Genomic DNA, 26,966 nt, shown 5'->3' with positions numbered 1-26,966 from the left:
TAACAACAGAAAAGTGCGGTCATTGTTTAAATTACATTTAATTTTATGATCTAAGTCATAAATTATTAACATTCTTTTGATCTATGCTAGAATTTTAGTAGGAACAATAGTTGGGACTTTATGATGAAGCGAATTCTTCTTTTTTTATTTTTTATTTTTACCGCACTTTCCACTCAAGCCGGTCTTTTTGATAAGAAACCGGCTTTCTTACCTGTGGATGACGCTTTTCAATTTTCAGCTGCAAAAAGCGAGAATCAAGAAAATGTGATCGTCAATTGGTCGATAGCAGAAGGGTATTATCTCTATCAAGAGAAAATTTCAGTGAAGCTCAACCAAGAGGAAACCTCATCATTTGATATGCCGACATTTTCTATTTCACCTGAAGATTATAATGATCCTTATTTTGGCTTAATGAAGATTTTCAAAAAGCCCGTGCAAGCTATTTTTAAAGCAAGCCACCCGCCATTAAAAGCCAAAGATGTGGTTGAAATTGCTTACCAAGGTTGCACTGCTGGTTTTTGTTATCCGCCTGAAGTGAAAGAAATCAAAGTAGCCGATTTACCTATCGCACAGGTCGCTAATACTGAAAAAACATCAGAAAAATCGACCGCTCTTTCCGCACAACCTACAGCAGAGCAAGATCGTTTAGCGGAAAGCTTATTTAGTAGCAAATATGCCGTATTTGGCTTTTTCTTATTGGGCTTAGGCTTGGCTTTTACCCCTTGTGTGTTGCCAATGCTGCCGTTGCTTTCAGCGATCGTGATTGGTCAAAATCAACGCCCTAATATGTGGCGCGCTTTCGCATTAAGTTTTGTGTATGTGCAGGGGATGGCGCTGACTTATACCTTGCTAGGGTTGATTGTGGCTGCAATTGGTTTGCCATTTCAAGTCGCTTTACAACATCCTTATGTGATGATTGGCTTATCAATCATCTTTATTTTGTTAGCCTTGTCGATGTTCGGTGTATTTACCTTACAGCTCCCAAGCTCCTTACAAACAAAACTGTCTTTACTTAGCCAACAGCAAAAAGCCGGTGCCTTTGGTGGCGTGTTCTTAATGGGGATGATTGCGGGACTAGTGGCTTCACCTTGCACATCAGCACCGCTTTCTGGCGCCTTGCTTTATGTGGCGCAGAGTGGTGATTTATTTACTGGTGCGATCACGCTTTATTTGCTCGCATTGGGAATGGGCGTACCACTGATTTTAATCACTTTATTTGGGAATAAAATCCTGCCTAAATCAGGCATGTGGATGGAAACCGTTAAAAAGCTCTTTGGCTTTGTGATGCTCGCGTTACCGGTATTCTTAATTTCTCGTATTCTGCCAGATGAATGGACACCAAGATTATGGGCGATGCTCGGTACCGCATTTTTCATTTGGTTTGCTTTCCAAATGCCGAAAAATGGCACTGGTTGGGTATTCCGAATTCTCTTTTTAGTGGCAGCTATGATTAGTGTTAAACCGCTTCAAACTTGGGTTTGGGGTGAAAGCCAAGCGCCAAGTGCGGTCGAAAATAAGGCGGTTTCTCATGTTGAATTTAAGAAAGTGAAAAGCGAGGCTGAATTGCAACAAGCTCTGGCGGAAAATAACAAACCACTTGTGATGCTTGATCTTTATGCAGATTGGTGTGTCGCTTGTAAAGAATTTGAAAAAGAAACATTTAGTGATCCAAGTGTACAAAAAGCCTTTGGCGACATGCTGCTTCTTCAGGTTGATATGACAAAAAACTCCGAAGAAAACCGCGCTTTAATGGCAAAATATAAAGTGTTAGGTTTACCGACTATTTTGTTCTTTAACCGAGATGGAAAAGAAATCGAGGGGAGTCGTGTTAACGGATTCATGCCGCCAGTTGAGTTTTTACAATGGATTGAGAAAATCAGTAAAGCATAAAATTATTTCCTAATAGTAAAAAGTCCTTTTCGATTTGAGGTATTGTTTGGCTTTGAGTTAATCATTAATATACACCCCGTTCTCAAATCACTTTTTATTTTTATTAGGAAAACTTTATGAAAAACTTAGAAAAATACTCTCCGTATGTTTTAGCTTTATTACGTATCGTCGCCGCGTATATGTTTATCTTACACGGCACAGCGAAATTCTGGGAATTCCCAATTTCGATGACGGGCGGTAATGGCGCAGTGGGCGATCCACTGATGATCGTCGGTGGGGTAATTGAGATTGTCGGTTCAATCCTATTAATTTTAGGTTTATTTGTTCGCCCTGCGGCATTTATCCTTTCTGGTCAAATGGCTTATGCGTATTTCTTTATGCACGCTGCAGGTAAAGGGAATTTATTCTTCCCAATCGCGAACGGTGGTGAACTCGCTTTACTTTATTCTTTAGTGTTCTTCTATTTTGTGTTTGCGGGTGCTGGCGCATTTTCTCTAGATAACCGCAAACGTTAATCAATCATCTCATTACTTTGTTGCCCGCATTTTGCGGGCTTTTTTGTTTTTAAAATCGCTTAAATAAATCACCGCACTTTAAGTGCGCTTACCAGGAAAATTTTTTCTATATAAACGCAAACGTTTGCGCTATAATTCCCCCCGCTTATTTTTAACCATTTAATGAAAGGAAAATGTAATGACAGATCGTCCAATTCGTCAGGCTTTACTGAGTGTTTCTGATAAAACCGGTATCGTAGAATTTGCTCAAGGCTTAGTACAGCGTGGTGTAAAACTACTTTCCACTGGCGGTACCGCAAAATTATTGGAGCAACATGGTTTACCAGTGACAGAAGTGTCTGATTATACGGGATTCCCAGAAATGATGGACGGTCGTGTGAAAACCTTACATCCAAAAGTACATGGCGGTATTCTTGGTCGTCGCGGTACAGATGATGCTATCATGCAGCAACATGGCATTGAAGGCATTGATATGGTCGTTGTGAATTTATATCCATTTGCCGCAACAGTAGCGAAGCCAAATTGTACGTTAGAAGACGCGGTAGAAAATATCGATATCGGCGGACCAACCATGGTGCGTTCTGCTGCGAAAAACCATAAAGATGTGGCGATCGTGGTGAATAATCATGATTTTAACAACATTCTTGCTGAAATGGATAAACATCACAACAGCCTAACACTTGAAACTCGTTTTGACCTTGCGATTAAAGCATTTGAACATACCGCACAATATGATTCTATGATTGCCAATTATTTTGGACAAATGGTGAAACCATATCATGTAGCAGAGGAAGAAGACGCGAATGCGAAGTGCGGTCAATTCCCACGTACTTTAAACCTTAACTTCGTGCGCAAACAAACCATGCGTTACGGCGAAAACTCCCATCAAAATGCAGCCTTCTATATTGATTTAAATGTGAAAGAAGCAAGCGTAGCCACCGCTCATCAATTACAAGGTAAAGCCTTGTCTTACAATAATATTGCAGACACCGATGCGGCACTTGAATGCGTGAAAGAATTTGATGAGCCGGCTTGCGTGATCGTTAAACATGCAAATCCATGCGGTGTGGCTTTAGGTAAAGATATTTTAGAAGCTTATAACCGTGCTTACCAAACCGATCCAACCTCTGCATTTGGTGGCATTATTGCTTTCAACCGTGAATTAGACGAAAAAACTGCGACTGAAATCGTGGAACGTCAATTTGTTGAAGTGATTATTGCGCCGAAAGTTTCTGCTGAAGCGCAAGAAGTGGTGAAACGTAAGAAAAATGTTCGTTTGCTTGAATGCGGTGAATGGACCTCTCGTTCTGAACGTTTAGATTTCAAACGTGTAAACGGAGGTTTATTGGTACAAGATGCGGACTTAGGCATGGTTGGTGTGGATGATTTAAAAGTGGTGAGTAAACGTCAGCCAACTGAACAAGAATTAAAAGATTTATTATTCTGCTGGAAAGTGGCGAAATTTGTGAAATCCAATGCCATTGTTTACGCAAAAGACAATCAAACTATCGGCATTGGTGCAGGCCAAATGAGCCGTGTATATTCTGCGAAGATTGCGGGTATTAAGGCTCAGGATGAAGGTTTAACCGTAGCCGGTTGTGTGATGGCTTCTGATGCATTCTTCCCATTCCGTGACGGTATTGATGCGGCGGCGAAAGTAGGTATTCAATGTGTTATCCATCCAGGTGGTTCAATGCGCGATCAAGAAGTCATTGACGCTGCGGACGAACATAATATGGTGATGGTATTAACTGGAATGAGACATTTCCGTCATTAACCTAAAAGCCCTTTTCCCCTTTCAGATTAAAGAGAGGGGATATTTAGCAATAAATTACTTGGAACAGAACAAATGAATATTCTCATCATCGGAAATGGCGGTCGTGAACACGCCTTGGCTTGGAAAGCTGCACAATCTCCATTAGCGGACAAAGTTTTCGTCGCACCAGGCAACGCGGGTACTGCATTAGAACACAAAGTAGAAAACGTGAATATTGCTGCAACAGATATCCCTGCTTTAGTGAAATTTGCTCAAGATAAACAAATTGGATTAACCATTGTTGGTCCTGAAGCACCGCTAGTGATTGGAGTAGTTGATGCATTTCGGGCGGCTGGATTGAAAATTTTTGGCCCAACTCAAGCGGCTGCTCAATTGGAAGGTTCAAAGGCATTCACCAAAGATTTCCTCGCGCGTCACAAAATCCCAACGGCAGAATATCAAAACTTTACCGAAGTTGAGCCTGCGTTAGCGTACTTGCGTGAGAAAGGCGCGCCAATTGTCGTTAAAGCAGATGGTTTAGCAGCTGGCAAAGGGGTAATCGTTGCAATGACATTGCAAGAAGCGGAAGACGCTGTGCGTGATATGCTTTCTGGCAATGCCTTTGGTGAAGCGGGTAGCCGAGTGGTGATTGAAGAGTTTCTAGATGGCGAAGAAGCCAGCTTTATCGTCATGGTGGACGGTAAAAACGTCGAGCCTATGGCAACTAGTCAAGATCATAAACGCGTGGGCGAAAATGATACAGGTTTGAATACTGGTGGCATGGGGGCGTATTCGCCTGCACCAGTGGTGACACCTAAAATTCATGATCGCATTATGCGTGAAGTGATTTATCCAACGGTTAATGGTATGGCGGCAGAAGGCAATGTTTACACCGGTTTCTTGTATGCGGGATTAATGATTATGCCAAATGGTCAGCCGAAAGTAATTGAATTTAACTGCCGTTTTGGCGATCCAGAAACACAGCCAATTATGCTACGCCTTGAATCAGATCTCGTTGAGCTTTGCCTTAAAGCTTGCGAGGGAAAATTGGATGAAGTGAAATCTCAATGGAATCCAAAAGCGTCCTTAGGTATTGTGTTAGCCGCGGAAGGCTATCCAGGCGATTATCGTAAAGGCGATGTGATTAGCGGTTTACCACAAAGTGCGGTCGAAAATGAGAAAGTTTTCTTAGCGGGTGTCGCAGAAAAAGAAGGCAAATTAGTTACGAATGGCGGTCGCGTGCTTTGTGTTACTGCATTAGGCGAAAGCGTATTTGAAGCTCAACAAAAAGCCTTAAAACTCGCTGAACAAATTCAATGGACAGGACGTTTTTATCGTCGAGATATTGGTCATCGTGCCGTCGCTCGTGAACAATAAAAATTAACTACTTTAATGGTAAGGGCTCGAATGGATTATAAAAATAAGGAATTATGTCGTCTTCGTACCATAAGTTTTTTTCTGACGTTACATAAAGATAAAACGCAATGGGAAGACGCCCTTTATTCGGTAAAACGTGATGTGGATTTGTTATTGCCAGCTGTGCAGAAAGCAGGTTATACCTTGCAATCGATTCGGGTCATTACCAATCCTTTTGGTGAATATTTGGATTTAACCAATTTGCAAACAGCAAAAGCAGATTTGCAGTATTTAACAGAGTTACTGAATAAGTTTAATGAAAGTGGCATTCGTCTTCGATTTGCGATAGGTGCGGCGAGGAATAAAGAGGAAATTGCGTTATTGCCAGAGTTAATCGCAGCTTATGGCGACTTGTGTAATGCTTGTGTTAATGTGCCATTAGATGAAAATGGTGTGTTAGATAATGAACTTATCGAACAATCTGTTTATGCGATACAACGAATTGCAAATATCACACCACGTGGCGAAGGCAATTTTAACTTTACTGTGAATTTTAACTGCAAGCCATTTATTCCTTATTTCCCCGCAGGTTATCATCTAAGTCATTTATCAAATAGTTTTGTCATTGGGTTAGAAACACCTGATTTATTAGTCGAAGTATTAAAATCTGTACCAAAATCACCTCATAATCAATTTTATGCGGATTGTTATCAGGCTATGTCGCAAGCGCTGCAATATCATGTAGATCAAGTATTAGAGATGCTAAGTGCGGTCAAATTATCAGGTGAATTTGAATTTGCAGGTATCGATAGTTCGGCGGCTCCATCAAAAAATTGTTCATCCATGACAAGACTCTATGAATTAATGGGATTACCTTATTTTGGTGCAGCTGGTTCAGTCGAGGTTTCTGCCTTACTGACAAAAGTGTTTAAATCAATCCAACGTGTGCCATTGGTTGGGTTTTCTGGATTAATGTTGGCGGTGACAGAAGATTTGGGCTTAGCGGAAGGTACACAAAAACACTATTTTGATATCCGAGCTTTACTGACTTATAGTGCAGTATGTGGTATCGGTTTAGACACAGTCCCAGTGGCGGGAGATGTCAAGGCAGAAAGCATTGCCGCTATTATGCGCGATACTGGAACAATGGCATTTCGCTTAAATAAACCACTAACTGTACGCTTATTCCCAATTCCGAATAAGGTTGCAGGTGAAATATCAGAATTTGAGAGTGATGATTTATGTAACTGCCGCCTTTTGCGTATTCCGGATTAAATAAAAATTTTCCTACTTTGTTGTGATGAATGTTATCCCTACTGACAATAAAAGGAGTATCTTATGAGAAAGTTAATATTGGGTAGTTTTGTAGCAGTATTATTAACAGGTTGTGCTGGGGCTTCAAATGTTTCACAAAGCTCAACGTTAGATGGCGAATGGATTTGTCATACTATCCCGACGAAAGATAAACAAACTTATGATCGTTTAGATCATTTTGTCTTGAAATCTGATGGAACAGGTGCCTTGCGAGGAATTTCCTACATCGAATTGGATAAAGAAAAAGCTATTCGTTATTTAATAAAAGGCAAGGTGAAATGGCAGAGCCAAAATAATGTCTTGAGTTTTGATTTTATCAATCGTTCTATGGTACCGGCTCATAGTAAAAATGTGGCTAAAGTCATCAAGCAAAATAAAGTTCTACAAAAACAAGAAAAAGAAGAGTTGGCTGCATTTTATAGTAAATCTGCCAATCATACAGATATGCCAATTGAGCTGAAAAAAAATGGCAATCAATTTATTCTCGGTAAGGATTATGCGACCTGCCGACGAGTAACAGAGAATGACAAGGACATTCAGTTATTGAATAAGTGGTTTGTAAAGAAATAGGGTCGATTAAGAAAAACGAATACGATTTCAACCGCACTTTATTTTTAGGAGCGGGGACTGATTAATAAAAGGAGAATTATGATGAGAAAATTAGTATTAAGTAGTCTTGTCGCTGTATTGTTATCGGGATGTGCAACGGCGCATCAACAAACTGAACAGGAAAAAGCCTTAGTGGGCGATTGGATTTGCCATGTAAAACCTGCAGCCAAATCTCCTTTACCTGTTGAGCATTTTGATTATGTCACCTATCACGCAGATCAAACTGTACTTCTACGTGGTATTTCACAGATTGATACAAAAGAAGGCTGGATGCGTTATTTATTGCAAGCTAAAGCCAAATGGCAGGCGAATGATGGTAAGTTAAGTTATGACTTTACGGATCGTCTATTTAAAACTGCGCATTCACCAGAAGTTGCGAAAATTATTGAACGATCTCCAGAATTTAAAGAATTAGATAAGGAATTTGTTTCACCTTGTAATAACTGTGGTAATCATTTGGATATGAAGATTAAAATGAAAAGCCCAACAAGGATGACAAATTTTAATACTTATACGAAAGAAACCAGTCAATGCCATAAACTGGGAGCTGGCGAGAAAACAAAAGAAGTTAAACTAATTGAGAAATTAGTGAAAGAAAAAGGCTCGATTTAGATAAATGAATGTTTTTCATTGTAATAATGAAAAATATGATCGAAATTTTTGATTAAGTTTTTACTTGGAAACAGGTAAACTATACACAAATAATTCAAACAACGAGGAAAACACAATGTTTAAAAAAAGTATGAACATCGCTGATTACGATCCGGTTCTCTGGCAAGCCATTCAGGGCGAAAATCGTCGTCAAGAAGAGCATATCGAGCTTATCGCATCTGAAAACTATGCGAGCCCACGCGTAATGGAAGCGCAAGGTTCACAGTTTACTAACAAGTATGCTGAAGGCTACCCAGGTAAACGTTACTACGGCGGTTGTGAGTACGCAGACATTGTCGAGCAGTTAGCGATTGATCGTGCTAAAGAGTTGTTTGGTGCGGATTATGTAAACGTACAACCACACTCAGGTTCACAAGCCAATGCGGCGGTATATGGCGCATTAATCAATGCTGGCGATACTATTTTAGGGATGGATTTAGCACACGGTGGTCACTTAACCCATGGGGCGAAAGTGAGCTTCTCCGGTAAAATCTATAATTCTGTACTTTATGGTATCACTGCTGATGGTTTAATTGACTATGAAGATGTCCGTCAAAAAGCATTAGAGCACAAACCAAAGATGATTGTGGCGGGTTTCTCTGCTTATTCTCAAGTCGTAGATTGGAAAAAAATGCGTGAAATCGCGGATGAAGTAGGCGCGTATTTATTTGTGGATATGGCACACGTTGCAGGCTTAATCGCAGCAGGTTTATATCCAAATCCATTACCATACGCACATGTTGTCACAACAACTACCCATAAAACCTTAGGTGGTCCACGTGGTGGTTTAATCCTTTCTTCTTGCGGTGATGAAGAGCTTTATAAACGCTTACAATCTTCTGTTTTCCCTGCAAATCAAGGTGGTCCATTAGTTCACATTATTGCGGCGAAAGCAGTATGTTTCAAAGAAGCGTTAGAACCAGCTTATAAAGAATACCAAGCCAACGTAATTAAAAATGCGAAAGCAATGGTAGAAGTGTTTAAACAACGCGGTTATGACGTGGTTTCAAATGGCACAGAAAACCATTTATTCTTAGTGAGCTTCATTAAACAAGGCTTAACCGGTAAAGCAGCTGATGCTGCGTTAGGTAAAGCGAACATCACAGTGAATAAAAACTCAGTACCAAATGATCCACAAAAACCATTTGTGACCTCTGGTATTCGTGTTGGTACACCAGCGGTGACTCGTCGTGGCTTTAATGAGCAAGACTGTCGTGAATTAGCCGGTTGGATGTGCGATGTATTAGATGCATTAGGCAAAGAAAACGAAGAGCAAGTGATTGCAGCAACCAAAGAAAAAGTATTGGCAATCTGCAAACGTCTTCCAGTTTACGCATAATGCTGATTCAGCTTTTATTTGTAATGTTAGCGGCGGTAAATATCGTCGCTTATTTTTTAATGTGGAAAGATAAAGTCCGCGCGGTTCGTCACGGCTGGCGAATTTCTGAAAATACCTTTTTTCTATTAAGTCTTCTTGGTGGGTTTATTGGCGTTTATTGCGGGATGAAACGCTTTCGCCATAAAACTAAACACTTCAGTTTTAAATTTGTTGTAATTCTCAGTGCCTTTATTTGGTTGATTTTAATGCCTTATTGGTATTTCTTTCTTGAATAATATTGAGTACAGAATGACTTTCAGTAATAAAAAAGCCTAGAGAATATCTCTAGGCTTTTTAGCATGTAATTAGATTATTTAAAAATGAGGCGTCTTTTTCTGCTTTTCTTCACTTGTGAAATAGTGATTAATCCCAACACAAGGACATAAACAGCAAAAATAAACACGAGCCATTGCACCATAGTGATACCGAAGAGTGACCATTGACTTTCGTTACAGCTACCTGTCGGATTGAACACTGCAGGTAGCCATTTATGGAATGGTAAAGTTTCCGGAAAGTTTGGGATAAATTCACATTGTTTCCACGGTGCAGGGTTCATTTGTAAATCAAGGTGACGGATAGATATCATTAATCCTTTAATTGCACTAAATAAACCCACAATAAGAGCAAGAATGCGGATAATAAGCGAACTTGGGGCTAGGGCGCCGATAAGACCAGCGACGAATAAACCCACAACAGCTAAACGTTCATAAACACAAAGTACGCAAGGTTGCAAACCCATGCCGTATTGAAAATAAAGTGCGGTCGATTCTAAGGCAAATGCGGTAAATGCCAAAAAGATCCACGCTGAACGTTTAAGGGATAATTGCTTAAAAAAGTCGAGCATTCTTTCTCCTTATGCTTCACTAAATAGGAAGAATTAAGCCAAGGTTCGCAAGCAAAATTGTCATATCTGGTAAGATAAATTCGATGGCAAGGAAACCCACCACGGTTAATACGATGGTGTAAGGCAATGCCATATAGACCATTCTACCATAGGAAAGTTTAATTAACGGTGCAAGAGAGGATGTCAGTAAGAACAAGAATGCGGCTTGACCGTTTGGCGTTGCTACAGAAGGTAAGTTTGTACCTGTATTGATTGCGACCGCAAGTAATTCAAATTGGTGTGGTGCAATTGCTCCAGCTGTAAGCGCATTTTTCGCTTCATTGATGTAAACCGTTGCAACGAATACGTTATCAGAAATTGCAGAAAGTAAACCGTTGAAACCATAGAATAGGGCTAACTGGGTTTTCTCTTCTGCATTTAATACGAAGTGGATAATTGGACCAAAGAGTTTTTGATCGATAATCACCGCAACGATAGAGAAAAAGACCACTAATAACGCAGTGAAAGGTAAGCTTTCTTGGAATGATTTACCAATCGCGTGTTCATCTGTAACGCCGGTAAAGGTAGTCGCAAGAATAATCACACTTAAACCGATTAGACCAACAGCGGCTAAGTGGAAGGCTAGACCTAAGATTAACCAAATCGCGATAAGACCTTGAACAGAAAGACGTACTTTATCTTGTTTAGACATTTTTTGTGTATTTTCACGATCTAAATCAGCCAAGATTTTCCATACTTCTTCTGGTAATTTTTCGCCATAGCCGAACACTTTAAATTTTTCCACTAAAACACAAGTGAGTAATCCACAGATAAAGACCGGAATGGTCACTGGCGCCATACGGAAGAAGAATTCAATGAAGTTCCATTTTGCTTGTTCTGCAATAATCAGGTTTTGTGGTTCACCCACCATGGTCATCACACCACCTAGTGCTGTCCCCACACCTGCATGCATCATTAAGCTACGTAAGAAAGAACGGAATTTTTCGAGAGTTTCATGATTTTTAATTTTGTTATCATCAGAAATATCAACTGCATCTTGTAGTGTTTTACCGGATGCGACTTTGTGATAAACCCCATAGAAACCCATAGCTACGCTGATAATTACTGCAACAACAGTAAGTGCATCTAAGAAAGCTGAAAGAAATGCAGCACTAAAACAGAACGCGACAGAAAGGACGATTTTAGAACGGATACGGACTAATAATTTGGTGAACACATAAAGCAAAAGTTGCTTCATAAAGTAAATACCGGCCACCATAAAGATTAAAAGTAAAACGACTTCAAAGTTTGCCATGATCTCGGCTTTAACGTGCTCTGCATTCGTCATACCAATAGCAATAGCTTCAAATGCTAATAAACCACCCGGTTGAAGAGGATAGCATTTTAATGCCATTGCTAGGGTGAAAATAAACTCAGCCACGAGTACCCAACCCGCCACAAATGGGCTTACCCAAAAGAATAAAATTGGGTTAATTACCAAGAAGGCAATAATAGTTAATTTATACCAATCAGGGCTCGAGCCCAGAAAGTTTTTCATAAAAGCTTGTGTGTAAGTCATATTGAACTCCGTTTTTTATAGTCCTATCATTGTAATATATACTGCTTTAAAGGATAATAGACCAGTTAAAGATTTATTCAATAAATCACATTTTTTTGATCTTTTTAGACTTTTTTATATTTATTTCATACTCATGCAAACAGATAATACCCTTTTACGGGCTCAAAGCCCAGCTGCGCTTGCCGAAGAATATATTGTTAGAAGTATTTGGGATGATGTATTTCCCGCCGGCACCAATCTTCCTTCTGAGCGTGATTTAGCTGATAAAATCGGCGTAACACGCACCACATTACGTGAAGTATTACAGCGTTTGGCTCGTGATGGCTGGCTTACCATTCAACACGGCAAGCCGACAAAAGTCAATGATATTTGGGATACAGCTGGTCCAAGCATCATTGAAACCTTAATTACCTTAGATCGCCAAAGTGCGCCGTTAATTATTGAAAATATGTTGTCATTGCGTAGTCGCATGTCAGAATCTTATATTTATGAGGCAGTAAAAAATTCACCTAAAGCTTCTGCAGCCTTGTTCAAAGGGATGGATGCTTTAGAGAATACCGCTGAAAGCTACATGGAATTTGACTATGCCTTATTTCGTCAGTTTACCGTAATGGCGAATAAACCTTTCTATCGTTTAATTTTCAATAGCTTACGTGGGGTTTATCATAAAATTGGTTTGTTATTCTTTAGTGACGAAAAACATCGCCAAGTGACACATGATTTTTATGTGGAATTGCGTGATATTTGTGAAAAAGGTCAATCTGATTTAGTGGTGGAATGTATTCGTAAACACAAGCAAGTGACTTCCGCTTATTGGCGAACCATTTTAGAAAGTTTGCCAAAAGATTTAGCAACAGAATAATATTAAAAGTGCGGTTGAAAATGACCGCACTTTTTCCTTATATCAAGAACTCAATACTATGCGTATTCCAAGAATTTATCATCCAGAATCCCTTAAAAATCAATCTACTTGCCAACTTTCAGAGGATGCGGCTAATCACGTAGGACGAGTACTTCGCATGACTGAAGGTGAGCAAATTGAATTATTTGATGGAAGTAATCATATTTATCCAGCGAAAATTATTGAAGCGAGCAAAAAAAACGTTAAGGTGGACATTCTTGGTTGTGAATTGAGTGATAAAGAGTCGAATTTATCGATTCATTTAGGGCAGGTTATTTCACGCGGCGATCGAATGGAATTTACCATTCAAAAGTCCGTAGAGTTGGGCGTGAATGTGATTACACCATTATGGTCAGAACGCTGTGGGGTGAAGTTGGATGGCGAGCGCATGGATAAGAAAATCCAACAATGGCAAAAAATTGCCATTGCGGCTTGTGAACAATGTGGCCGTAATGTTGTGCCAGAAATTCGCCCTTTGATGAAGCTACAAGATTGGTGTGCTGAAAATGATGGCGCATTGAAATTGAATTTACATCCAAGAGCCCAATATTCAATAAAAACCTTGCCTTCCATTCCAAAAGAAGGTGTTCGTTTGCTTATTGGTTCAGAAGGTGGTTTATCACCTCAAGAAATCGCTCAAACTGAACAACAAGGATTTACTGAGATTTTATTAGGAAAGCGTGTGTTACGTACAGAAACAGCCTCTTTAGCGGCGATTAGTGCGTTGCAAATTTGTTTTGGAGATTTGGGATAATGATGGATTTACAAGGGCAATTTTTAATTGCGATGCCACAGTTGGAGGATTATTTCCAAAATACCGTGGTGTATATGTGTGAGCATAATGAGCAAGGCTCAATGGGCTTAGTGATTAATCAACCCACTGATTTAAGCATTGCTGAGTTGTATTCAAAAATGAATTTTATGATGAAAAATGACCGCACTTTTAGCAATGAACTTGTGCTTGCAGGTGGTCCAGTGCATTCTGAGCGTGGTTTTATTCTGCATAAGAAAACCGCTAAAGAATTTGAGCATAGTTATAAAATTACCGATGAGATGTTTCTCACCACTTCGGCAGATATTGTGGAAACCTTTGGTTCAGAGGATGCGCCCGAAAAATATCTTGTTGCGCTCGGTTGTGCAAGTTGGACAGCTGGACAACTGGAACAAGAGATTGCGGATAATGCGTGGTTAGTTGCGCCTGCGTCAGATACTATTTTATTTGAAACTATTTATGAAGATCGTTATCCTGCAGCGAATCAATTATTGGGGATTAATCCTCATAATTTTGTCTTTTCACAAGTAGGGCATAGTTAATGGGCATCACGGCAATCGCGTTTGATTTCGGCACAAAAAGTATCGGTTGTGCGGTCGGGCAAAGTATCACAGGTACGGCGCAAGCTTTGCCTGCATTTAAAGCGCAAGATGGAATCCCCAATTGGGATGCTATTGAAAAATGCCTAAAGGATTGGAAGCCCGATGTCATTGTGGTGGGATTACCTTTAAACATGGATGGAACCGAGCAAGATTTAACACTTCGTGCGAAAAAATTTGCTAATCGCTTAAATGGTCGTTTCGGTATCAAAGTCGAACTGCAAGATGAGCGTTTAACGACGGTTTCTGCTCGAGATGAAATTTTCCAACGTGGCGGTTATCGAGCGCTCAATAAAGGCAAAGTAGATGGGATTTCCGCTTGCTTGATTTTAGAAAGTTGGTTCGAAAACTATTCAGAATAAGCCAAAAATAAACCGCACTTTAAGGTGCGGTTTGCTGTATTGATAGGTTTATTTTTTTATCCAAATCAGACTCGCCATTCTTCCTGTTTTGCCATCTCGACGATAGGAAAAGAAGCGCTCTTTTTCATTGAATGTGCAATGCTCCCCACCGTAAATTTGGGTAATCCCTAATTTGTTGAGGCGTTGTGTGGCGATTTGATAAAGATTGCCGAAGTATTTTCCTGATTCATTCGGATCGGGTCGAAAAGCCGTTTCTGCAATCGGGTCAAAAGCCATAAATTGCTCAATCACTTCTTTACCAACTTGAAATGCATTAGGGCCGATAGCAGGGCCAAACCACGCAATAATCTCTTCAGGGGCAGATTGAAAACATTTTACTGTTTCTTCTAAGACACCATCACAGAGTCCACGCCAGCCCGCATGGGCTGCTGCCACTTCAGTCCCTTGCTTATTAGTGAATAAAACCGGTAAGCAATCAGCCGTCATCACTAAACATACTTGGTTCGGTTGATTGGTGTAAACCGCATCAGCCTCTAAATCATTGCCTTCATAAGGCAGCGTAATTACACGAGTGCTGTGCGTTTGAGTTAAAAACAACGGGAAATGTGGCAGATTAAATTTTTCGACCAATAAAGTGCGGTTAGTTTTGACCGCACTTTTATCATCTTCAACATGATCACCTAAATTAAAACTATCGAAAGGCGGCAGGCTTACACCACCTTCTCTTGTGGTTGTAAAAGCTTGGATATGTGGTGGAACATTCCAGTTTGGAACAATGGTTTTCATCTTAATAATCCAATTCGTCTTTATGTTCGAGGTAATCCGCTTTTAAGGCATGCAGTAATTCGACAAAGTCATCTGGTAATGGGGCATACCATTCCATCATTTCACCTGTAATCGGGTGAGCTAAACGCAACATGACCGCATGTAAGGCTTGGCGTTTAAAATTGCGTAGCACCTCAGTGAAAGCTTCGCTTGCATTTTTAGGTGGACGAGGACGACCACCATAAGTTTGATCGCCTAATAATGGATGTGCAATATGCGCCATGTGCACACGAATTTGGTGAGTGCGACCCGTTTCTAAACGTAAGCGTAAACGCGTGTAATTACGGAAATTCTCCATAATGCGATAGTGCGTCACAGCCGGTTTACCCATTGGGTGAACCGCCATCAATGTGCGTTTTGTTGGGTGGCGAGCCATTGGCTGATCTACTGTGCCACCTTTGGTCATAATGCCACTCGCAATGGCTTCGTATTCACGAGTGATTTTTCGTTTTTGTAAATCACGCACAAGTTTGGTTTGTGCTGGAATCGTTTTAGCGACAACCATGAGACCTGTCGTGTCTTTGTCTAAACGATGCACAATCCCTGCGCGCGGTACTTCGGCAATAGGTGGATAGTGATAGAGTAGCGCGTTAAGTACCGTGCCACTTGGATTGCCTGCACCAGGATGAACCACGAGATCTTTAGGTTTATTAATCACGATAATATCGTCATCTTCATAAACGATATTGAGCGGAATATTTTGCGGCTCAAAACGGTTTTCATCTTCCACTTCTACCGAAATTTCAATTTGCTCTCCGCCATAAACTTTTGCACGGGGAATATCGGCAATTTCACCGTTCATTTTTACCTGTTTTGCTTCAATCCAGGTTTTTAAACGCGAACGGGAATATTCGGGGAACAACTCTGCGAGGGTTTGGTCTAAACGCTGTCCCATTTGTTCGGGCTGAATTTCAGCCGTTAAGGTCATTTGTGGCATAAAAAATCCATCTAAAAATTTAAAAAGTTGGCTTATTGTGTAATGTTCTATACAATATTCGTTAATTGTAACTTATTTATTGATTTTCGTAAAAATTAAGGAAAAAAGAATGCGTAAAATAAAATCTCTCGTGCTTATTGCACTTACCTCATTCGCTATTGCAGCTTGTAGCAGTGGTAATAAAGAAGTGGAGCAAGCTTCTGTTGATGAGCTTTATGCAAAAGGCGCGGCTGCATTACAAGAAGGAAGCTATTCTGACTCGATTCGTTATTTAAAAGCAGCGATAGAGCGTTTCCCTGGTAGTACTTACCAAGAACAAGCAATGCTTGATTTAATTTATGCAAACTATAAAACACAAGATTACACAGCAACGTTGGTTACCGTAGATAACTACTTACAGCAATTCCCACAAAGTCCAAACCGTGACTATGCAGTGTATATGGCTGGTTTAACAAACTTAGCAACGGCTGATAACATGATCCAAGATTTCTTTGGTATCGATCGTGCAACGCGTGAAACAACTTCAATGAAAACTGCGTTTTCTAACTTCCAAAGCTTAGTGCGTGCGTTCCCAAATAGTCCATATTCACAAGATGCAGTAGCACGTATGGCGTATATTAAAGATTCATTAGCTCGTCATGAATTAGAAATTGCGAAATTCTATGCAAAACGTGATGCGTGGGTGGCGGTATCAAACCGTGTAGTAGGTATGTTGCAACAATATCCGGATGCAAAAGCGACTTATGAAGGTTTATTCTTAATGAAAGAAGCATACGAGAAAATGGGTTTACAACAATTAGCGAACCAAACCCAGCAAGTTATCGATGCGAATAAAGATAAACAATTTGCGGAAGTGAAAAAACCGGAAGAGTCTGATTTAACTCAACCAGTTAAAAAATAATTCTCGTCCCTTGTGGGACGAGCTTGACTAAGCAAAATTATTCAAATAAAGGCTAGTCAAACTAATCAAATTGAGCTAGTATAAATTTAAAAGATTTCCTGGGGTGTTCGTGGATGGGTTATGTCCCTGAGCCGATACTTAGAACTTTATAAATCGGTTTCCCGCCATTGGTGTGTAGGCTTGACCTTTGACTTTGTCATTGGACTAAAGAAACCTAAAGATGGCCTTACCGATTTCCTTGGACCGTCGGGTTCAAGGACTACTACTCGTAGCGGCACTCTGGGACCTTCCTTTAAAACCATTCTTTCCAATCGAATGAAATCAACACAGCAAACGCTTCGCAATCAACTCCGTCAACAAATTCGTAAAACACGAGCAAATTTGACCGCACTTCAGCAGCAACAAGCGGAAGATTCCATCACTCAACAAGCGCTTGCATTCATTGAAGAACGAAATGCGCAGCATATTGCCTTGTATGTTTCCTTTGATGGTGAAATCTCTACGGAGAAACTTATCAAAACCCTTTGGGCACAAGATAAACACGTTTATTTGCCGGTGTTGCACCCTTTCAATCCTAATCATCTTTTGTTCTTACGTTATTTGCCAGATACACCAATGCTGAAAAATAAATTTGGCATTTGGGAGCCAAAACTCAATGTGCAAAACGTATTGCCTTTGGATGAATTAGATATTCTTTTTACACCACTTGTCGCTTTTGATAAACAAGGGAATCGTCTTGGCATGGGCGGTGGTTTTTATGATCGTACCTTACAAAATTGGCAAAATGCTTCTTTTATTCCTGTGGGATTAGCCCACCAATGTCAGCAAGTCGAACAGCTTCCAACTGAAGCGTGGGACGTGCCTCTTCACCGAATTTTAGTTGCTTAAACCTATCAAGAAATAGAATTTGATAGAAAAAATTAAAAATTGTTGATTTTTTCTCTTGAAATACCAAAAAAGGGTCTTATTTAATAACCCGTAAAGGGGGATAACCCCAAGAATTTAATCAGGAGAAGATAAGCATATGAATATTGAAAAATTTACCACAAAATTTCAACAAGCACTCAGTGAAGCACAATCATTGGCGCTAGGTAAAGATAATCAGTTTATCGAACCAGTGCATTTATTGACCGCACTTTTAAATCAACAAGACGGTTCAATTGCACCAATTTTAACGACCAGTGGTGTGAATGTGGCGTTATTGCGTAATGAATTAAACGCCGAATTGAATAAATTGCCACAAGTGTCGGGTAATGGCGGTGATGTGCAAATTTCTCGTCAATTACTTAACTTATTGAATTTATGTGACAAATTAGCTCAACAAAAACAAGATAAATTTATTTCTAGTGAATTGTTCTTATTAGCAGCGCTTGAAGAGCGAGGCGCATTAAATGACATTTTGAAAAAATGTGGTGCAAAAAAAGAACAAATTCTACAAGCGATCCAACATATTCGTGGAGGACAAAGCGTGAACGATCAAAATGCAGAAGAAAGCAGACAAGCTCTTGAAAAATATACAATTGATTTAACCGCTCGTGCTGAAAGCGGCAAACTAGACCCCGTTATTGGCCGTGATGAAGAAATTCGTCGAGCGATTCAAGTATTACAACGTCGTACCAAAAACAACCCAGTATTAATCGGTGAGCCTGGTGTAGGTAAAACTGCTATCGTGGAAGGTTTAGCACAACGTATTGTTAATGGTGAAGTGCCTGAAGGCTTAAAAAACAAACGTGTACTTTCTTTAGATATGGGTGCGCTGATTGCCGGTGCGAAATACCGCGGTGAATTTGAAGAGCGCTTAAAAGCTGTTTTAAATGAATTATCAAAAGAAGAAGGTCGCGTGATCCTCTTTATTGATGAAATCCATACCATGGTTGGTGCAGGTAAAACTGACGGTGCAATGGATGCGGGTAACTTATTAAAACCAAGTTTAGCGCGCGGTGAATTGCACTGTGTGGGTGCAACAACACTAGACGAATATCGTCAATATATCGAGAAAGATGCCGCACTTGAGCGTCGTTTCCAAAAAGTCTTTGTGGATGAGCCAAGTGTCGAAGATACCATTGCGATCTTACGTGGTTTGAAAGAGCGTTATGAGATCCATCACCATGTAGATATTACTGACCCGGCAATCGTGGCGGCAGCAACGCTTTCACATCGTTATATTTCCGATCGTCAATTGCCGGATAAAGCCATCGACTTAATCGATGAAGCCGCTTCGAGCATCCGTATGGAAATTGACTCTAAACCAGAGCCGCTTGATCGTCTTGAACGCCGTATTATCCAATTAAAATTGGAAGAACAAGCATTACAAAAAGAAGAAGACGAAGCAAGCCGTAAACGTTTAGAGATGTTAGAAAAAGAGCTTGCTGATAAAGAACGTGAATATGCTGAACTTGAAGAAGTTTGGAAATCAGAAAAAGCGACCCTTTCAGGTTCACAACACATCAAACAAGAGTTAGATGCGGCGAAAACTGAAATGGAACAAGCGCGTCGTGCAGGTGATTTAAGCAAGATGTCTGAGCTTCAATACGGTCGCATTCCTGAATTGGAAAAACAACTTGCTGCCGCTGAAACCAGCGAAGGCAAAGAAATGACCTTATTGCGCTATCGTGTGACTGATGAAGAAATTGCCGAAGTGCTTTCTAAAGCAACAGGTATTCCTGTTTCTAAAATGATGGAAGGTGAGAAAGAAAAACTCTTACGCATGGAAGAAGAATTACACAAACGTGTGATCGGTCAAGAAGAAGCGGTAGATGCTGTAGCAAACGCAATTCGTCGTAGCCGTGCAGGACTTTCTGATCCTAACCGCCCAATTGGTTCATTCTTATTCTTAGGACCAACTGGTGTAGGTAAAACAGAGCTTTGCAAAACTTTGGCGAAATTCCTCTTTGACAGTGAAGATGCGATGGTACGTATTGATATGTCAGAGTTTATGGAAAAACACAGCGTATCTCGTTTAGTGGGTGCGCCTCCAGGCTATGTTGGCTATGAAGAGGGTGGTTACTTAACTGAAGCTGTGCGTCGTCGTCCATATTCGGTGATTTTGCTCGATGAAGTGGAAAAAGCACACGCAGATGTATTCAATATCTTATTACAAGTATTGGATGATGGTCGTTTAACTGATGGTCAAGGTCGTACAGTGGACTTCCGTAACACCGTGGTGATTATGACCTCTAACTTGGGTTCTGATTTAATCCAAGGCAGCAAAGACGAAAGCTATGGTGAAATGAAAGCCTTAGTGATGTCAGTGGTGAGCCAACATTTCCGTCCGGAATTCATTAACCGTATTGACGAAACCGTGGTATTCCATCCACTTGGTAAAGAAAATATCCGTGCGATTGCAAGCATCCAATTAGAGCGCTTAGCAAAACGTATGGAAACTCGTGGTTACGAATTAGTGTTTACCGAAGCGTTATTAGATTTCATTGGTGAAGTCGGTTACGACCCAATTTATGGGGCGCGTCCATTAAAACGTGCAATCCAACAAGAGATCGAAAACAGCTTGGCACAACAAGTTCTATCTGGTCAATTATTACCAGGTAAAGTGGTCACAGTGGATTATGTGGATGGCAAAGTTCAAGCCAGACAATAATTTATAAAATGAAAAGCCATTTAGTGAAAGCTAAATGGCTTTTTTATGCTTTGGTAAAAGATAAAATAGGGTAGAATGTCGCTGTTTATAGCGTACAAAAATGAGGAAGAAAATGACCGCACTTTTAAAAATTGGTTTGGTTTCGGTGTCAGACCGTGCATCAAGTGGTGTGTATCAAGATCAAGGGATTCCCGAATTACAACAATGGCTAGAGCAAGCGTTGGTGGATCCTTTTGAAGTGGAAACGCGATTAATTCCAGACGAGCAGCCATTAATTGAACAAACGTTGAAAGAATTAGTGGATGAGTACCATTGTCATTTAGTGCTTACAACAGGTGGTACAGGGCCGGCAAAACGTGATATCACACCTGATGCCACATTGGCTGTTGCTGATCGTGAAATGCCGGGATTTGGCGAGCAAATGCGTCAAGTGAGTTTACATTTTGTGCCAACAGCGATTTTATCTCGTCAAGTTGGTGTGATTCGTAAAAACAGCCTAATCTTGAACTTACCTGGGCAGCCAAAAGCCATCAAAGAGACTTTAGAAGGCGTGAAAGATGAGCAAGGCAAAGTCTTAGTGAAAGGGATTTTTAGTGCGGTGCCTTACTGCTTGCAATTAATCGATGGTATTTATATTGATACCAAGCCTGAAGTGATTACAAGCTTCCGACCGAAAGCCGCACGTCGCGAAAATTTGGAGAAATAAGATGAAAAAAATCGAAGCCATTATTAAGCCATTTAAATTAGATGATGTACGTGAAAATTTATCTGATATTGGCATTAGCGGAATGACGGTGACTGAAGTTCGTGGTTTTGGTCGTCAAAAAGGGCATACAGAGCTTTATCGTGGAGCAGAATATATGGTGGATTTTCTGCCTAAAGTGAAAATCGAAATTGTCGTGCCAGATGATTTACTTGAACAATGCCTTGAAACCATTGTTGAAACTTGCCAAACAGGCAAAATCGGTGATGGGAAGATCTTTGTTTATGATGTAGAACGCGTGATTCGTGTTCGTACAGGCGAAGAAAATGAGGAAGCCATTTAATGGAAAAAAACTTAAATTTTAACCGCACTTTAGTCGCAATGGCAGCTCTAGTAATTGTGTTTGCAGGGATTAAACTTGCGGCAGAGATTGTCGTGCCTTTTTTATTGGCATTATTTATTGCCATTATTTGCTCGCCAGTGATTAAAGCAATGACACAACGTAAAGTGCCGCATGGTATTGCGATTGCCTTGCTGTTTATCTTAATTTTAATTGTATTCTTTTTCCTAGCGGGATTAATTAACAGCAGTGTGCAAGAATTTACACGCTCTATTCCGCAATATAAAGTGCTGCTTTCAGAGCGCATAAATGATGCCATGGTGTTAGCTCAAAAACTGAAATTGCCGATTGTAATTTCTCACGAAGCCATTATGAAGCATTTTGATCCAAGTGTGATCATGAACTTTGTGAGCCATTTATTATTAAACTTTTCTGGCGTGCTGTCGAATGCTTTTGTGTTGATTTTAGTGGTAATTTTTATGCTATTTGAAGCACCGACGATGAAGCATAAATTTGCTTTAGTGTTAAGTAATAATGAAGATGATGTTGTCGCGAAAGAACATCATATTGATCGTGTTTTAGACAGTGTGATTCGTTATCTTGGCGTGAAAACATTGATTAGTTTGCTTAGCGGTATCTCGACGTGGATTTTGTTGGACGTACTGGGTGTGCAATATGCGATTTTATGGGGAACCTTAACCTTCTTATTAAATTACATTCCGAATATCGGTTCAATTATTGCCGCAGTGCCTGTTATTGTTCAAGCGTTATTGCTGAATGGATTTGGTGTAGGCATGGGCGTAACCGTCGGTATTATTGCATTAAATATTGTGATCGGTAATATTATTGAACCGAAGATGATGGGTAAAACCTTAGGGCTTTCTACCTTGGTTGTATTCTTTTCATTACTTTTCTGGGGATGGTTGCTTGGTACGGTAGGTATGTTGCTTTCTGTGCCGCTGACAATGGCGTTTAAAATTACATTAGAAAGCTCTGAATCAACGAAGAAATATGCAGCTTTATTAGGGGATGTAAATGAATAAAGTGCGGTCAAAAATTACATAATTTTAGCAATAAAAAAGCCACCATTATGGTGGCTTTCTTTTTATCTCATGTTCGATAGATTAAGGTAAATCATCGATTTCTTTATCCACTTTTGGTGGAATCATATGTTCACGGCGTAGGCCAACGTCATAAGCAATCGCAATCGCGATAAAGATTGATGAGTAAGTACCAAAACCGATACCGATTAATAACGCTAACGAGAAGTTATGAATTGATGGACCACCAAAGAAGAACAAGGCAATCACAACAAGAAGCGTTGTGAGAGATGTCATGATGGTTCTCGATAAGGTTTGCGTTAAGGAAATATCAATAATATCGATGGTATCTACACGACGAATTTTACGGAAGTTTTCACGCACACGGTCGAATACCACGATACTATCGTTGATAGAGTAACCCACAACGGAAAGAATTGCCGCCACGAAGGTTAAATCCATTTCAACTTGTAATGCAGAGAACACTCCGAGGGTGACAACTACGTCGTGGGCAAGTGAGGCAATACCGCCAACCGCTAAACGCCATTCAAAGCGTGAACCGATATAAATCAACATCATCGCAAGGGTCGCAAGAGTTGCATAAACTGCACCTTGAGCTAACTCTTCACCAACGTTCGGACCGACAAATTCAATACTGTTAATATGAATATTTGGATCAATCGTTTGAAGCATCCCTTTAACGTGTTCACCGATACCTGAGTCGTTATTGTCAGCTGGTAAGCGAATCATGACATCTTGCACAGAACCCGTTGTTTGTACAATTGGGCTTGAAATCCCGTTTTGGTTTAATGTGCCACGGATTTTCTCTAAATCAGCGGGTTGTGAGAAGTGAGTATCAAATACCACACCGCCCGTAAAATCTAAGCCCCAGTTGAAGCCTTTTGTAATAATGAAGAAGAGGGAAATCGCCATCAAAATAGCGGAAAATGCATACCCTACAAATCTCACTTTCATAAATTCAGTGAGAGGGAATGGCAATTTAATCCCATTCACTTCACGGATAAAATGTCCGTTTTTATCTTTTGCAAATAATCTCATCTTATCCTACCTAAATTGATAATTTTTCAAGACGTTTACCGCCGTATATGAAGTTCACGATAGCACGTGTTCCGGTAATCGCTGTAAACATTGAAATTGCCACACCTAATGCAAGAGTTACCGCAAAGCCTTGAATAGGACCGGTACCGACAGCATAAAGAATAATCGCCGTTAAAATTGTGGTTAAGTTCGCATCGAAGATAGAGGAGAATGCACCGTTATAACCTTCGTTAATGGCTTGCTGGATTGGACGACCATTACGAATTTCTTCTTTGATACGCTCAAAAATAAGTACGTTGGCATCCACCGACATCCCCAAGGTTAATACGATACCCGCAATCCCTGGCATGGAAAGTGTTGCCCCAGGTAGGATAGACATTAAACCGACTAATAAAACGATGTTAATCACTAATGCGAAGCTTGCGATAACGCCGAAGATTTTGTAGTAAATCAACATGAAGAGGATAACTACAATTAATCCCCAGAAGCTTGCATTGATACCTTGTTCTACGTTTTGTGCACCCAGTGAAGGACCAATTGTACGCTCTTCAACAATTTGCACTGGCGCGATTAATGCACCTGATTTTAATAACATAGAAAGGTTTTGTGCTTCCGCAGAGCTGCTTACACCCGTAATTTGGAAGTTAGAACTAAAGCGACCTTGAATGGTTGCGACGTTAATGACTTCTTCATTTTTCTCTAAAATGGTTTTGCCATTTTCGTCTTTTTTACCGTTGTCTTTGTATTCTACGTACAAGGTTGCCATTGGTTTTTTGTAGTATTTCTTGGTCGTTTGCGACATGATTTCGCCGCCTTCACTATCCAAGGTTACACTTACTTGTGGCGTACTGGTGTTTTGGTCTAAACCCGAGCTTGAGTTGATGATGTGTTCACCACCCAATACCGCACGTTTGTAAAGTGCAACAGGTCTACCTTGACGGTCATATTTGATTTCTGTGTCAGAAGGTAACATACCACGCGCTGCTGATTCTGGGTTCACCAACGAATTCACAATGCGGAATTCAAGTGTTGCAGTTGCCCCTAAGATTTCTTTTGCACGCGCAGTATCTTGAACACCCGGTAATTCGATTACGATACGTTCTGCACCTTGACGTTGGATAACCGCTTCAGCTACGCCTAATTCAGCAACACGTTTACGTAAAATCGTTAAGTTTTGCTCGATCGCTAAGTTACGTGATTCTGTTAATGCCGCTTCTGAAAGGGCAAGGTTTAAGGTGTTGTCACCAATGTCAGACACGTCTAATGTTGGGTGTAATTGACGAATAATACGCGCTGCTTTTGACATTTGGTCAGCGTTTTCTAATGTGACCGTTGTACCAAATTTGTCGCTATTTTTAATTGCCGTAAACTGAATTTTTTCTTTACGTAATTCGTTGCGTAATGTGTCTTGTAACTGTTCTTGACGTTTAGCAAGCGCAGAATTCATGTCCACTTCCATTAAGAAGCGTACACCACCACGTAAGTCCAAACCCCATTTCATCGGGTTAGCACCAATGCTGCTTAACCAAGCCGGTGTTGCCGGTGCAAGGTTTAATGCGGTGGTGTAGTTGTTGCCAAGTTTTTCTGCAATTTTATCTTTGGCAAGAAGTTGGTCATCTGTGTTGGTGAAACGGGCAAGAATAGAGCCATTTTCAAGAACGATAGATTTGGTTGGAAGGTTATTTTCTTTCAGTACGTTTTGTACTTCAGTTAATGCGGTGGTGTCTGCTTGTTGTCCGCGTGTACCGGAAATTTGCACCGCAGGATCTTCACCATAGATATTTGGAAGAGAGTATAAAGCACCAATGGCGACCACAAGGATCACCATTAGATTCTTCCATAATGGGTAACGATTTAACATAGTTTTCCCTTTAGGAATTTAAATTAGAGAGATTTTACAGAACCTTTCGGTAATACTGAAACGATGTAGTTACGGTTAATCGTGATTTCAGTAGTATCGTTTAAAGCGATAACAATTTCAGCACCTTCGGTTACTTTAGTGATTTTACCAATCAAACCACCAGCGGTTAATACTTCAGTGCCTTTCGCTAATTCAGACATTAATTTTTTGTGTTCTTTGTTACGTTTCGCTTGTGGGCGGTAAATCATAAAATAAAAAATTAAACCGAAGATCACGAAAATAAATAACGTGGACATTGGGCTTTGTGCTTCCATTGTGTTTTCCTTATAAAATGAAAAGTTAAAAGTGTGCGTAAAATACCATAAAACGGCATTCAGTAAAAGCCGATGAAGGCAATAACAACTAGAATTTTGGAATTAATTGATTTTTTTCAAGCAAACTTCGAAGATTTGCTCGGAAAGCCAATGTTGATCCACTAATTCACATTGATTTTTTTCACAAAAAACAACAAAATTTTCTACCGCACTTTGACGATTTAATTGCAAAACTAATTCATCATTTGGCGCTAAATTTGCCAAAGCCTTCTTCGCGGTTAAAAGCGGAATCGGGCAGGAAAGTGCGGTCAAATTTAATTGATATTTCATGATTTAAGCTTGGCGACGAGCAAACATAATTTTGCCCATAGCCGTGAGTTGTTCTGCGGATAAATATTGCTTACCAAGCTCAAATAGCGGCTCTTCAAGGGCAATGTGTCTATCATAGCTCGCCACAAACAGCGTAATCAGCCTTTCATCTACATCAGTGCGTTTCTCTACAATCAATTCTTCTAGCTGCTCAGAAAGCTTTGCCCAATTTTCATGCAAAGTAACATGCTGGCGCTCTAATTCATCCACCGACTCTTTCGCTTGCGGTGCTTTTTCAATTAAAGCGGGGAAAAAGTCTTTTTCTTCATCATCATGATGAAGTGGTGCGGCGTGATTAAAATACTGCAAAATAGTTTTTACATCATTTAATACGGCTTGATTCACGCCATTTTTTTCTAAATAACCAGGAAGAATCGTGAGTTGCTTGCAAAAGCGTTTCACTTTGCTATGACAAGCATAAAGCATATCAATCGGTTCATTCCAAGTGGCAAATTGTTGAGGTTCAAGGATTTGCATAAGGTTTCCTTTGTTAAAAAGTGCGGTCAAAAAACGCTTC

General features: G+C 40.2%; 28 protein-coding genes and 1 other RNA gene. 20 read left to right on the top strand and 9 right to left on the bottom strand.

Annotation, left to right across the window (positions count from 1 at the left end):
* Nucleotides 1-123 precede the first annotated feature (123 nt).
* The 9 genes from HMPREF3020_RS07855 to HMPREF3020_RS07815 all read left to right on the top strand — a co-directional run bounded on the left by HMPREF3020_RS07855 (nt 124) and on the right by HMPREF3020_RS07815 (nt 9,705).
* Nucleotides 124-1,890 carry a protein-disulfide reductase DsbD gene (locus HMPREF3020_RS07855; protein WP_070776121.1) on the top strand — a complete coding sequence of 589 codons (1,767 nt, stop codon included), beginning with the start codon at nt 124-126 and terminating at the stop codon, nt 1,888-1,890.
* A gap of 116 nt (nt 1,891-2,006) precedes the next feature.
* Nucleotides 2,007-2,405 carry a DoxX family protein gene (locus tag HMPREF3020_RS07850; protein ID WP_049372802.1) on the top strand — a complete coding sequence of 133 codons (399 nt, stop codon included), beginning with the start codon at nt 2,007-2,009 and terminating at the stop codon, nt 2,403-2,405.
* A gap of 178 nt (nt 2,406-2,583) precedes the next feature.
* Entirely contained in the window at nt 2,584-4,182 is a 1,599-nt protein-coding gene (gene purH / locus HMPREF3020_RS07845; protein ID WP_070776120.1) for a bifunctional phosphoribosylaminoimidazolecarboxamide formyltransferase/IMP cyclohydrolase, read from the top strand.
* Between the two features lie 72 nt (nt 4,183-4,254).
* Nucleotides 4,255-5,538 (top strand): phosphoribosylamine--glycine ligase, encoded by a 1,284-nt coding sequence (gene purD / locus HMPREF3020_RS07840; RefSeq protein ID WP_070776119.1) that lies wholly within the window; start codon nt 4,255-4,257, stop codon nt 5,536-5,538.
* Between the two features lie 30 nt (nt 5,539-5,568).
* Complete coding sequence (locus HMPREF3020_RS07835; protein WP_070776118.1) at nt 5,569-6,792, top strand: DUF711 family protein; 1,224 nt, start codon at nt 5,569-5,571, stop codon at nt 6,790-6,792.
* A 63-nt stretch (nt 6,793-6,855) separates the two neighbouring features.
* Complete coding sequence (locus tag HMPREF3020_RS07830) at nt 6,856-7,401, top strand: hypothetical protein (RefSeq protein WP_070582575.1); 546 nt, start codon at nt 6,856-6,858, stop codon at nt 7,399-7,401.
* 78 nt (nt 7,402-7,479) lie between these two features.
* Nucleotides 7,480-8,052, top strand: a complete 573-nt coding sequence (locus HMPREF3020_RS07825) for a hypothetical protein (RefSeq protein WP_243583385.1) — start codon at nt 7,480-7,482, stop codon at nt 8,050-8,052.
* Nucleotides 8,053-8,167: 115 nt separating this feature from the next.
* The gene (gene glyA, locus HMPREF3020_RS07820; RefSeq protein ID WP_049364889.1) at nt 8,168-9,430 is read left to right on the top strand and encodes a serine hydroxymethyltransferase; all 1,263 of its coding nucleotides are present in this window, start codon (nt 8,168-8,170) and stop codon (nt 9,428-9,430) included.
* Nucleotides 9,430-9,705: a DUF1294 domain-containing protein gene (locus HMPREF3020_RS07815; protein ID WP_070776117.1), complete on the top strand. Its 276-nt coding sequence runs from the start codon at nt 9,430-9,432 to the stop codon at nt 9,703-9,705. Before glyA ends, HMPREF3020_RS07815 begins: the two co-directional genes overlap by 1 nt.
* Nucleotides 9,706-9,779: 74 nt before the next feature.
* On the opposite strand, the gene dsbB is transcribed toward HMPREF3020_RS07815, so the two are convergent.
* A complete protein-coding gene (dsbB, locus tag HMPREF3020_RS07810; RefSeq protein WP_070776116.1) occupies nt 9,780-10,313 on the bottom strand; it encodes a disulfide bond formation protein DsbB in 534 nt (177 codons plus the stop codon).
* Nucleotides 10,314-10,332: 19 nt separating this feature from the next.
* Complete coding sequence (gene nhaB, locus HMPREF3020_RS07805; RefSeq protein WP_070776115.1) at nt 10,333-11,871, bottom strand: Na(+)/H(+) antiporter NhaB; 1,539 nt, start codon at nt 11,869-11,871, stop codon at nt 10,333-10,335.
* Between the two features lie 133 nt (nt 11,872-12,004).
* Between nhaB and fadR the strand changes: the two genes are divergently transcribed.
* Genes fadR through ruvX form a run of 4 tightly spaced genes read left to right on the top strand, consistent with a single transcriptional unit; the run spans nt 12,005 to nt 14,505 of the window.
* Nucleotides 12,005-12,733 (top strand): fatty acid metabolism transcriptional regulator FadR, encoded by a 729-nt coding sequence (gene fadR, locus HMPREF3020_RS07800; RefSeq protein WP_070776114.1) that lies wholly within the window; start codon nt 12,005-12,007, stop codon nt 12,731-12,733.
* 58 nt (nt 12,734-12,791) lie between these two features.
* Nucleotides 12,792-13,526 carry a 16S rRNA (uracil(1498)-N(3))-methyltransferase gene (gene rsmE, locus HMPREF3020_RS07795; protein ID WP_070776113.1) on the top strand — a complete coding sequence of 245 codons (735 nt, stop codon included), beginning with the start codon at nt 12,792-12,794 and terminating at the stop codon, nt 13,524-13,526.
* Nucleotides 13,526-14,086 (top strand): YqgE/AlgH family protein, encoded by a 561-nt coding sequence (locus HMPREF3020_RS07790; protein WP_049364895.1) that lies wholly within the window; start codon nt 13,526-13,528, stop codon nt 14,084-14,086. Before rsmE ends, HMPREF3020_RS07790 begins: the two co-directional genes overlap by 1 nt.
* Nucleotides 14,086-14,505: a Holliday junction resolvase RuvX gene (ruvX, locus tag HMPREF3020_RS07785; RefSeq protein ID WP_014064097.1), complete on the top strand. Its 420-nt coding sequence runs from the start codon at nt 14,086-14,088 to the stop codon at nt 14,503-14,505. The genes HMPREF3020_RS07790 and ruvX overlap by 1 nt, the downstream gene beginning before the upstream one ends.
* Before the next feature lie 48 nt (nt 14,506-14,553).
* Here ruvX and pgeF read toward each other — a convergent pair whose 3' ends face one another.
* Nucleotides 14,554-15,291, bottom strand: a complete 738-nt coding sequence (gene pgeF, locus HMPREF3020_RS07780) for a peptidoglycan editing factor PgeF (protein ID WP_070776112.1) — start codon at nt 15,289-15,291, stop codon at nt 14,554-14,556.
* Nucleotide 15,292: 1 nt separating this feature from the next.
* Nucleotides 15,293-16,267, bottom strand: a complete 975-nt coding sequence (rluD, locus tag HMPREF3020_RS07775; RefSeq protein WP_070776111.1) for a 23S rRNA pseudouridine(1911/1915/1917) synthase RluD — start codon at nt 16,265-16,267, stop codon at nt 15,293-15,295.
* A gap of 109 nt (nt 16,268-16,376) precedes the next feature.
* On the opposite strand from rluD, the gene HMPREF3020_RS07770 reads away from it, so the two are divergent.
* From HMPREF3020_RS07770 to HMPREF3020_RS07740, 7 genes are all read left to right on the top strand, one after another.
* On the top strand, nt 16,377-17,168 hold the full coding sequence (locus HMPREF3020_RS07770) for an outer membrane protein assembly factor BamD (protein ID WP_070776110.1): 792 nt from the start codon (nt 16,377-16,379) through the stop codon (nt 17,166-17,168).
* Between the two features lie 92 nt (nt 17,169-17,260).
* A non-coding RNA gene (ssrS, locus tag HMPREF3020_RS07765) (6S RNA) lies at nt 17,261-17,458 on the top strand.
* 25 nt (nt 17,459-17,483) lie between these two features.
* Entirely contained in the window at nt 17,484-18,056 is a 573-nt protein-coding gene (locus HMPREF3020_RS07760; protein WP_070776109.1) for a 5-formyltetrahydrofolate cyclo-ligase, read from the top strand.
* A gap of 136 nt (nt 18,057-18,192) precedes the next feature.
* Complete coding sequence (clpB, locus tag HMPREF3020_RS07755; protein ID WP_070776108.1) at nt 18,193-20,763, top strand: ATP-dependent chaperone ClpB; 2,571 nt, start codon at nt 18,193-18,195, stop codon at nt 20,761-20,763.
* Nucleotides 20,764-20,875: 112 nt separating this feature from the next.
* Nucleotides 20,876-21,469 (top strand): molybdopterin adenylyltransferase, encoded by a 594-nt coding sequence (mog, locus tag HMPREF3020_RS07750; RefSeq protein WP_070776107.1) that lies wholly within the window; start codon nt 20,876-20,878, stop codon nt 21,467-21,469.
* Between the two features lies 1 nt (nt 21,470).
* Nucleotides 21,471-21,809 carry a nitrogen regulatory protein P-II gene (glnB, locus tag HMPREF3020_RS07745; RefSeq protein WP_049362317.1) on the top strand — a complete coding sequence of 113 codons (339 nt, stop codon included), beginning with the start codon at nt 21,471-21,473 and terminating at the stop codon, nt 21,807-21,809.
* Complete coding sequence (locus tag HMPREF3020_RS07740; RefSeq protein WP_070776106.1) at nt 21,809-22,849, top strand: AI-2E family transporter; 1,041 nt, start codon at nt 21,809-21,811, stop codon at nt 22,847-22,849. The genes glnB and HMPREF3020_RS07740 overlap by 1 nt, the downstream gene beginning before the upstream one ends.
* An 81-nt stretch (nt 22,850-22,930) precedes the next feature.
* Here HMPREF3020_RS07740 and secF read toward each other — a convergent pair whose 3' ends face one another.
* The 5 genes from secF to HMPREF3020_RS07715 all read right to left on the bottom strand — a co-directional run bounded on the left by secF (nt 22,931) and on the right by HMPREF3020_RS07715 (nt 26,926).
* Entirely contained in the window at nt 22,931-23,905 is a 975-nt protein-coding gene (gene secF / locus HMPREF3020_RS07735) for a protein translocase subunit SecF (protein ID WP_070776105.1), read from the bottom strand.
* A gap of 10 nt (nt 23,906-23,915) precedes the next feature.
* Nucleotides 23,916-25,766 (bottom strand): protein translocase subunit SecD, encoded by a 1,851-nt coding sequence (gene secD, locus HMPREF3020_RS07730; RefSeq protein ID WP_070776104.1) that lies wholly within the window; start codon nt 25,764-25,766, stop codon nt 23,916-23,918.
* Between the two features lie 23 nt (nt 25,767-25,789).
* Nucleotides 25,790-26,080, bottom strand: a complete 291-nt coding sequence (gene yajC, locus HMPREF3020_RS07725) for a preprotein translocase subunit YajC (protein WP_005695468.1) — start codon at nt 26,078-26,080, stop codon at nt 25,790-25,792.
* Between the two features lie 102 nt (nt 26,081-26,182).
* Nucleotides 26,183-26,410: a sulfurtransferase TusA family protein gene (locus tag HMPREF3020_RS07720; protein ID WP_070776103.1), complete on the bottom strand. Its 228-nt coding sequence runs from the start codon at nt 26,408-26,410 to the stop codon at nt 26,183-26,185.
* Nucleotides 26,411-26,413: 3 nt separating this feature from the next.
* Complete coding sequence (locus HMPREF3020_RS07715) at nt 26,414-26,926, bottom strand: hemerythrin domain-containing protein (RefSeq protein ID WP_070776102.1); 513 nt, start codon at nt 26,924-26,926, stop codon at nt 26,414-26,416.
* Between the last annotated feature and the right edge of the window lie 40 nt (nt 26,927-26,966).

Source organism: Haemophilus sp. HMSC068C11 (genome assembly GCF_001815355.1).
Classification (GTDB): Bacteria; Pseudomonadota; Gammaproteobacteria; order Enterobacterales; family Pasteurellaceae; genus Haemophilus_D.
Note: the sequence above shows the minus strand (reverse complement) of the source record. Positions and strands in the feature narration are given on the sequence as shown.

Bases quoted from the DNA above. Each gene is read 5' to 3' on its own strand.
- rluD (WP_070776111.1), bottom strand. From the start codon at position 16,267: ATGCCACAAATGACCTTAACGGCTGAAATTCAGCCCGAACAAATGGGA.
- HMPREF3020_RS07720 (WP_070776103.1), bottom strand. From the start codon at position 26,410: ATGAAATATCAATTAAATTTGACCGCACTTTCCTGCCCGATTCCGCTT.
- HMPREF3020_RS07830 (WP_070582575.1), top strand. From the start codon at position 6,856: ATGAGAAAGTTAATATTGGGTAGTTTTGTAGCAGTATTATTAACAGGT.
- secF (WP_070776105.1), bottom strand. From the start codon at position 23,905: ATGAGATTATTTGCAAAAGATAAAAACGGACATTTTATCCGTGAAGTG.
- HMPREF3020_RS07825 (WP_243583385.1), top strand. From the start codon at position 7,480: ATGATGAGAAAATTAGTATTAAGTAGTCTTGTCGCTGTATTGTTATCG.
- mog (WP_070776107.1), top strand. From the start codon at position 20,876: ATGACCGCACTTTTAAAAATTGGTTTGGTTTCGGTGTCAGACCGTGCA.
- purD (WP_070776119.1), top strand. From the start codon at position 4,255: ATGAATATTCTCATCATCGGAAATGGCGGTCGTGAACACGCCTTGGCT.
- HMPREF3020_RS07855 (WP_070776121.1), top strand. From the start codon at position 124: ATGAAGCGAATTCTTCTTTTTTTATTTTTTATTTTTACCGCACTTTCC.
- dsbB (WP_070776116.1), bottom strand. From the start codon at position 10,313: ATGCTCGACTTTTTTAAGCAATTATCCCTTAAACGTTCAGCGTGGATC.
- glnB (WP_049362317.1), top strand. From the start codon at position 21,471: ATGAAAAAAATCGAAGCCATTATTAAGCCATTTAAATTAGATGATGTA.
- clpB (WP_070776108.1), top strand. From the start codon at position 18,193: ATGAATATTGAAAAATTTACCACAAAATTTCAACAAGCACTCAGTGAA.
- pgeF (WP_070776112.1), bottom strand. From the start codon at position 15,291: ATGAAAACCATTGTTCCAAACTGGAATGTTCCACCACATATCCAAGCT.
- purH (WP_070776120.1), top strand. From the start codon at position 2,584: ATGACAGATCGTCCAATTCGTCAGGCTTTACTGAGTGTTTCTGATAAA.
- HMPREF3020_RS07740 (WP_070776106.1), top strand. From the start codon at position 21,809: ATGGAAAAAAACTTAAATTTTAACCGCACTTTAGTCGCAATGGCAGCT.
- ruvX (WP_014064097.1), top strand. From the start codon at position 14,086: ATGGGCATCACGGCAATCGCGTTTGATTTCGGCACAAAAAGTATCGGT.
- HMPREF3020_RS07850 (WP_049372802.1), top strand. From the start codon at position 2,007: ATGAAAAACTTAGAAAAATACTCTCCGTATGTTTTAGCTTTATTACGT.
- HMPREF3020_RS07790 (WP_049364895.1), top strand. From the start codon at position 13,526: ATGATGGATTTACAAGGGCAATTTTTAATTGCGATGCCACAGTTGGAG.
- nhaB (WP_070776115.1), bottom strand. From the start codon at position 11,871: ATGACTTACACACAAGCTTTTATGAAAAACTTTCTGGGCTCGAGCCCT.
- HMPREF3020_RS07760 (WP_070776109.1), top strand. From the start codon at position 17,484: ATGAAATCAACACAGCAAACGCTTCGCAATCAACTCCGTCAACAAATT.
- yajC (WP_005695468.1), bottom strand. From the start codon at position 26,080: ATGGAAGCACAAAGCCCAATGTCCACGTTATTTATTTTCGTGATCTTC.
- glyA (WP_049364889.1), top strand. From the start codon at position 8,168: ATGTTTAAAAAAAGTATGAACATCGCTGATTACGATCCGGTTCTCTGG.
- secD (WP_070776104.1), bottom strand. From the start codon at position 25,766: ATGTTAAATCGTTACCCATTATGGAAGAATCTAATGGTGATCCTTGTG.
- HMPREF3020_RS07815 (WP_070776117.1), top strand. From the start codon at position 9,430: ATGCTGATTCAGCTTTTATTTGTAATGTTAGCGGCGGTAAATATCGTC.
- HMPREF3020_RS07770 (WP_070776110.1), top strand. From the start codon at position 16,377: ATGCGTAAAATAAAATCTCTCGTGCTTATTGCACTTACCTCATTCGCT.
- fadR (WP_070776114.1), top strand. From the start codon at position 12,005: ATGCAAACAGATAATACCCTTTTACGGGCTCAAAGCCCAGCTGCGCTT.
- HMPREF3020_RS07835 (WP_070776118.1), top strand. From the start codon at position 5,569: ATGGATTATAAAAATAAGGAATTATGTCGTCTTCGTACCATAAGTTTT.
- rsmE (WP_070776113.1), top strand. From the start codon at position 12,792: ATGCGTATTCCAAGAATTTATCATCCAGAATCCCTTAAAAATCAATCT.
- HMPREF3020_RS07715 (WP_070776102.1), bottom strand. From the start codon at position 26,926: ATGCAAATCCTTGAACCTCAACAATTTGCCACTTGGAATGAACCGATT.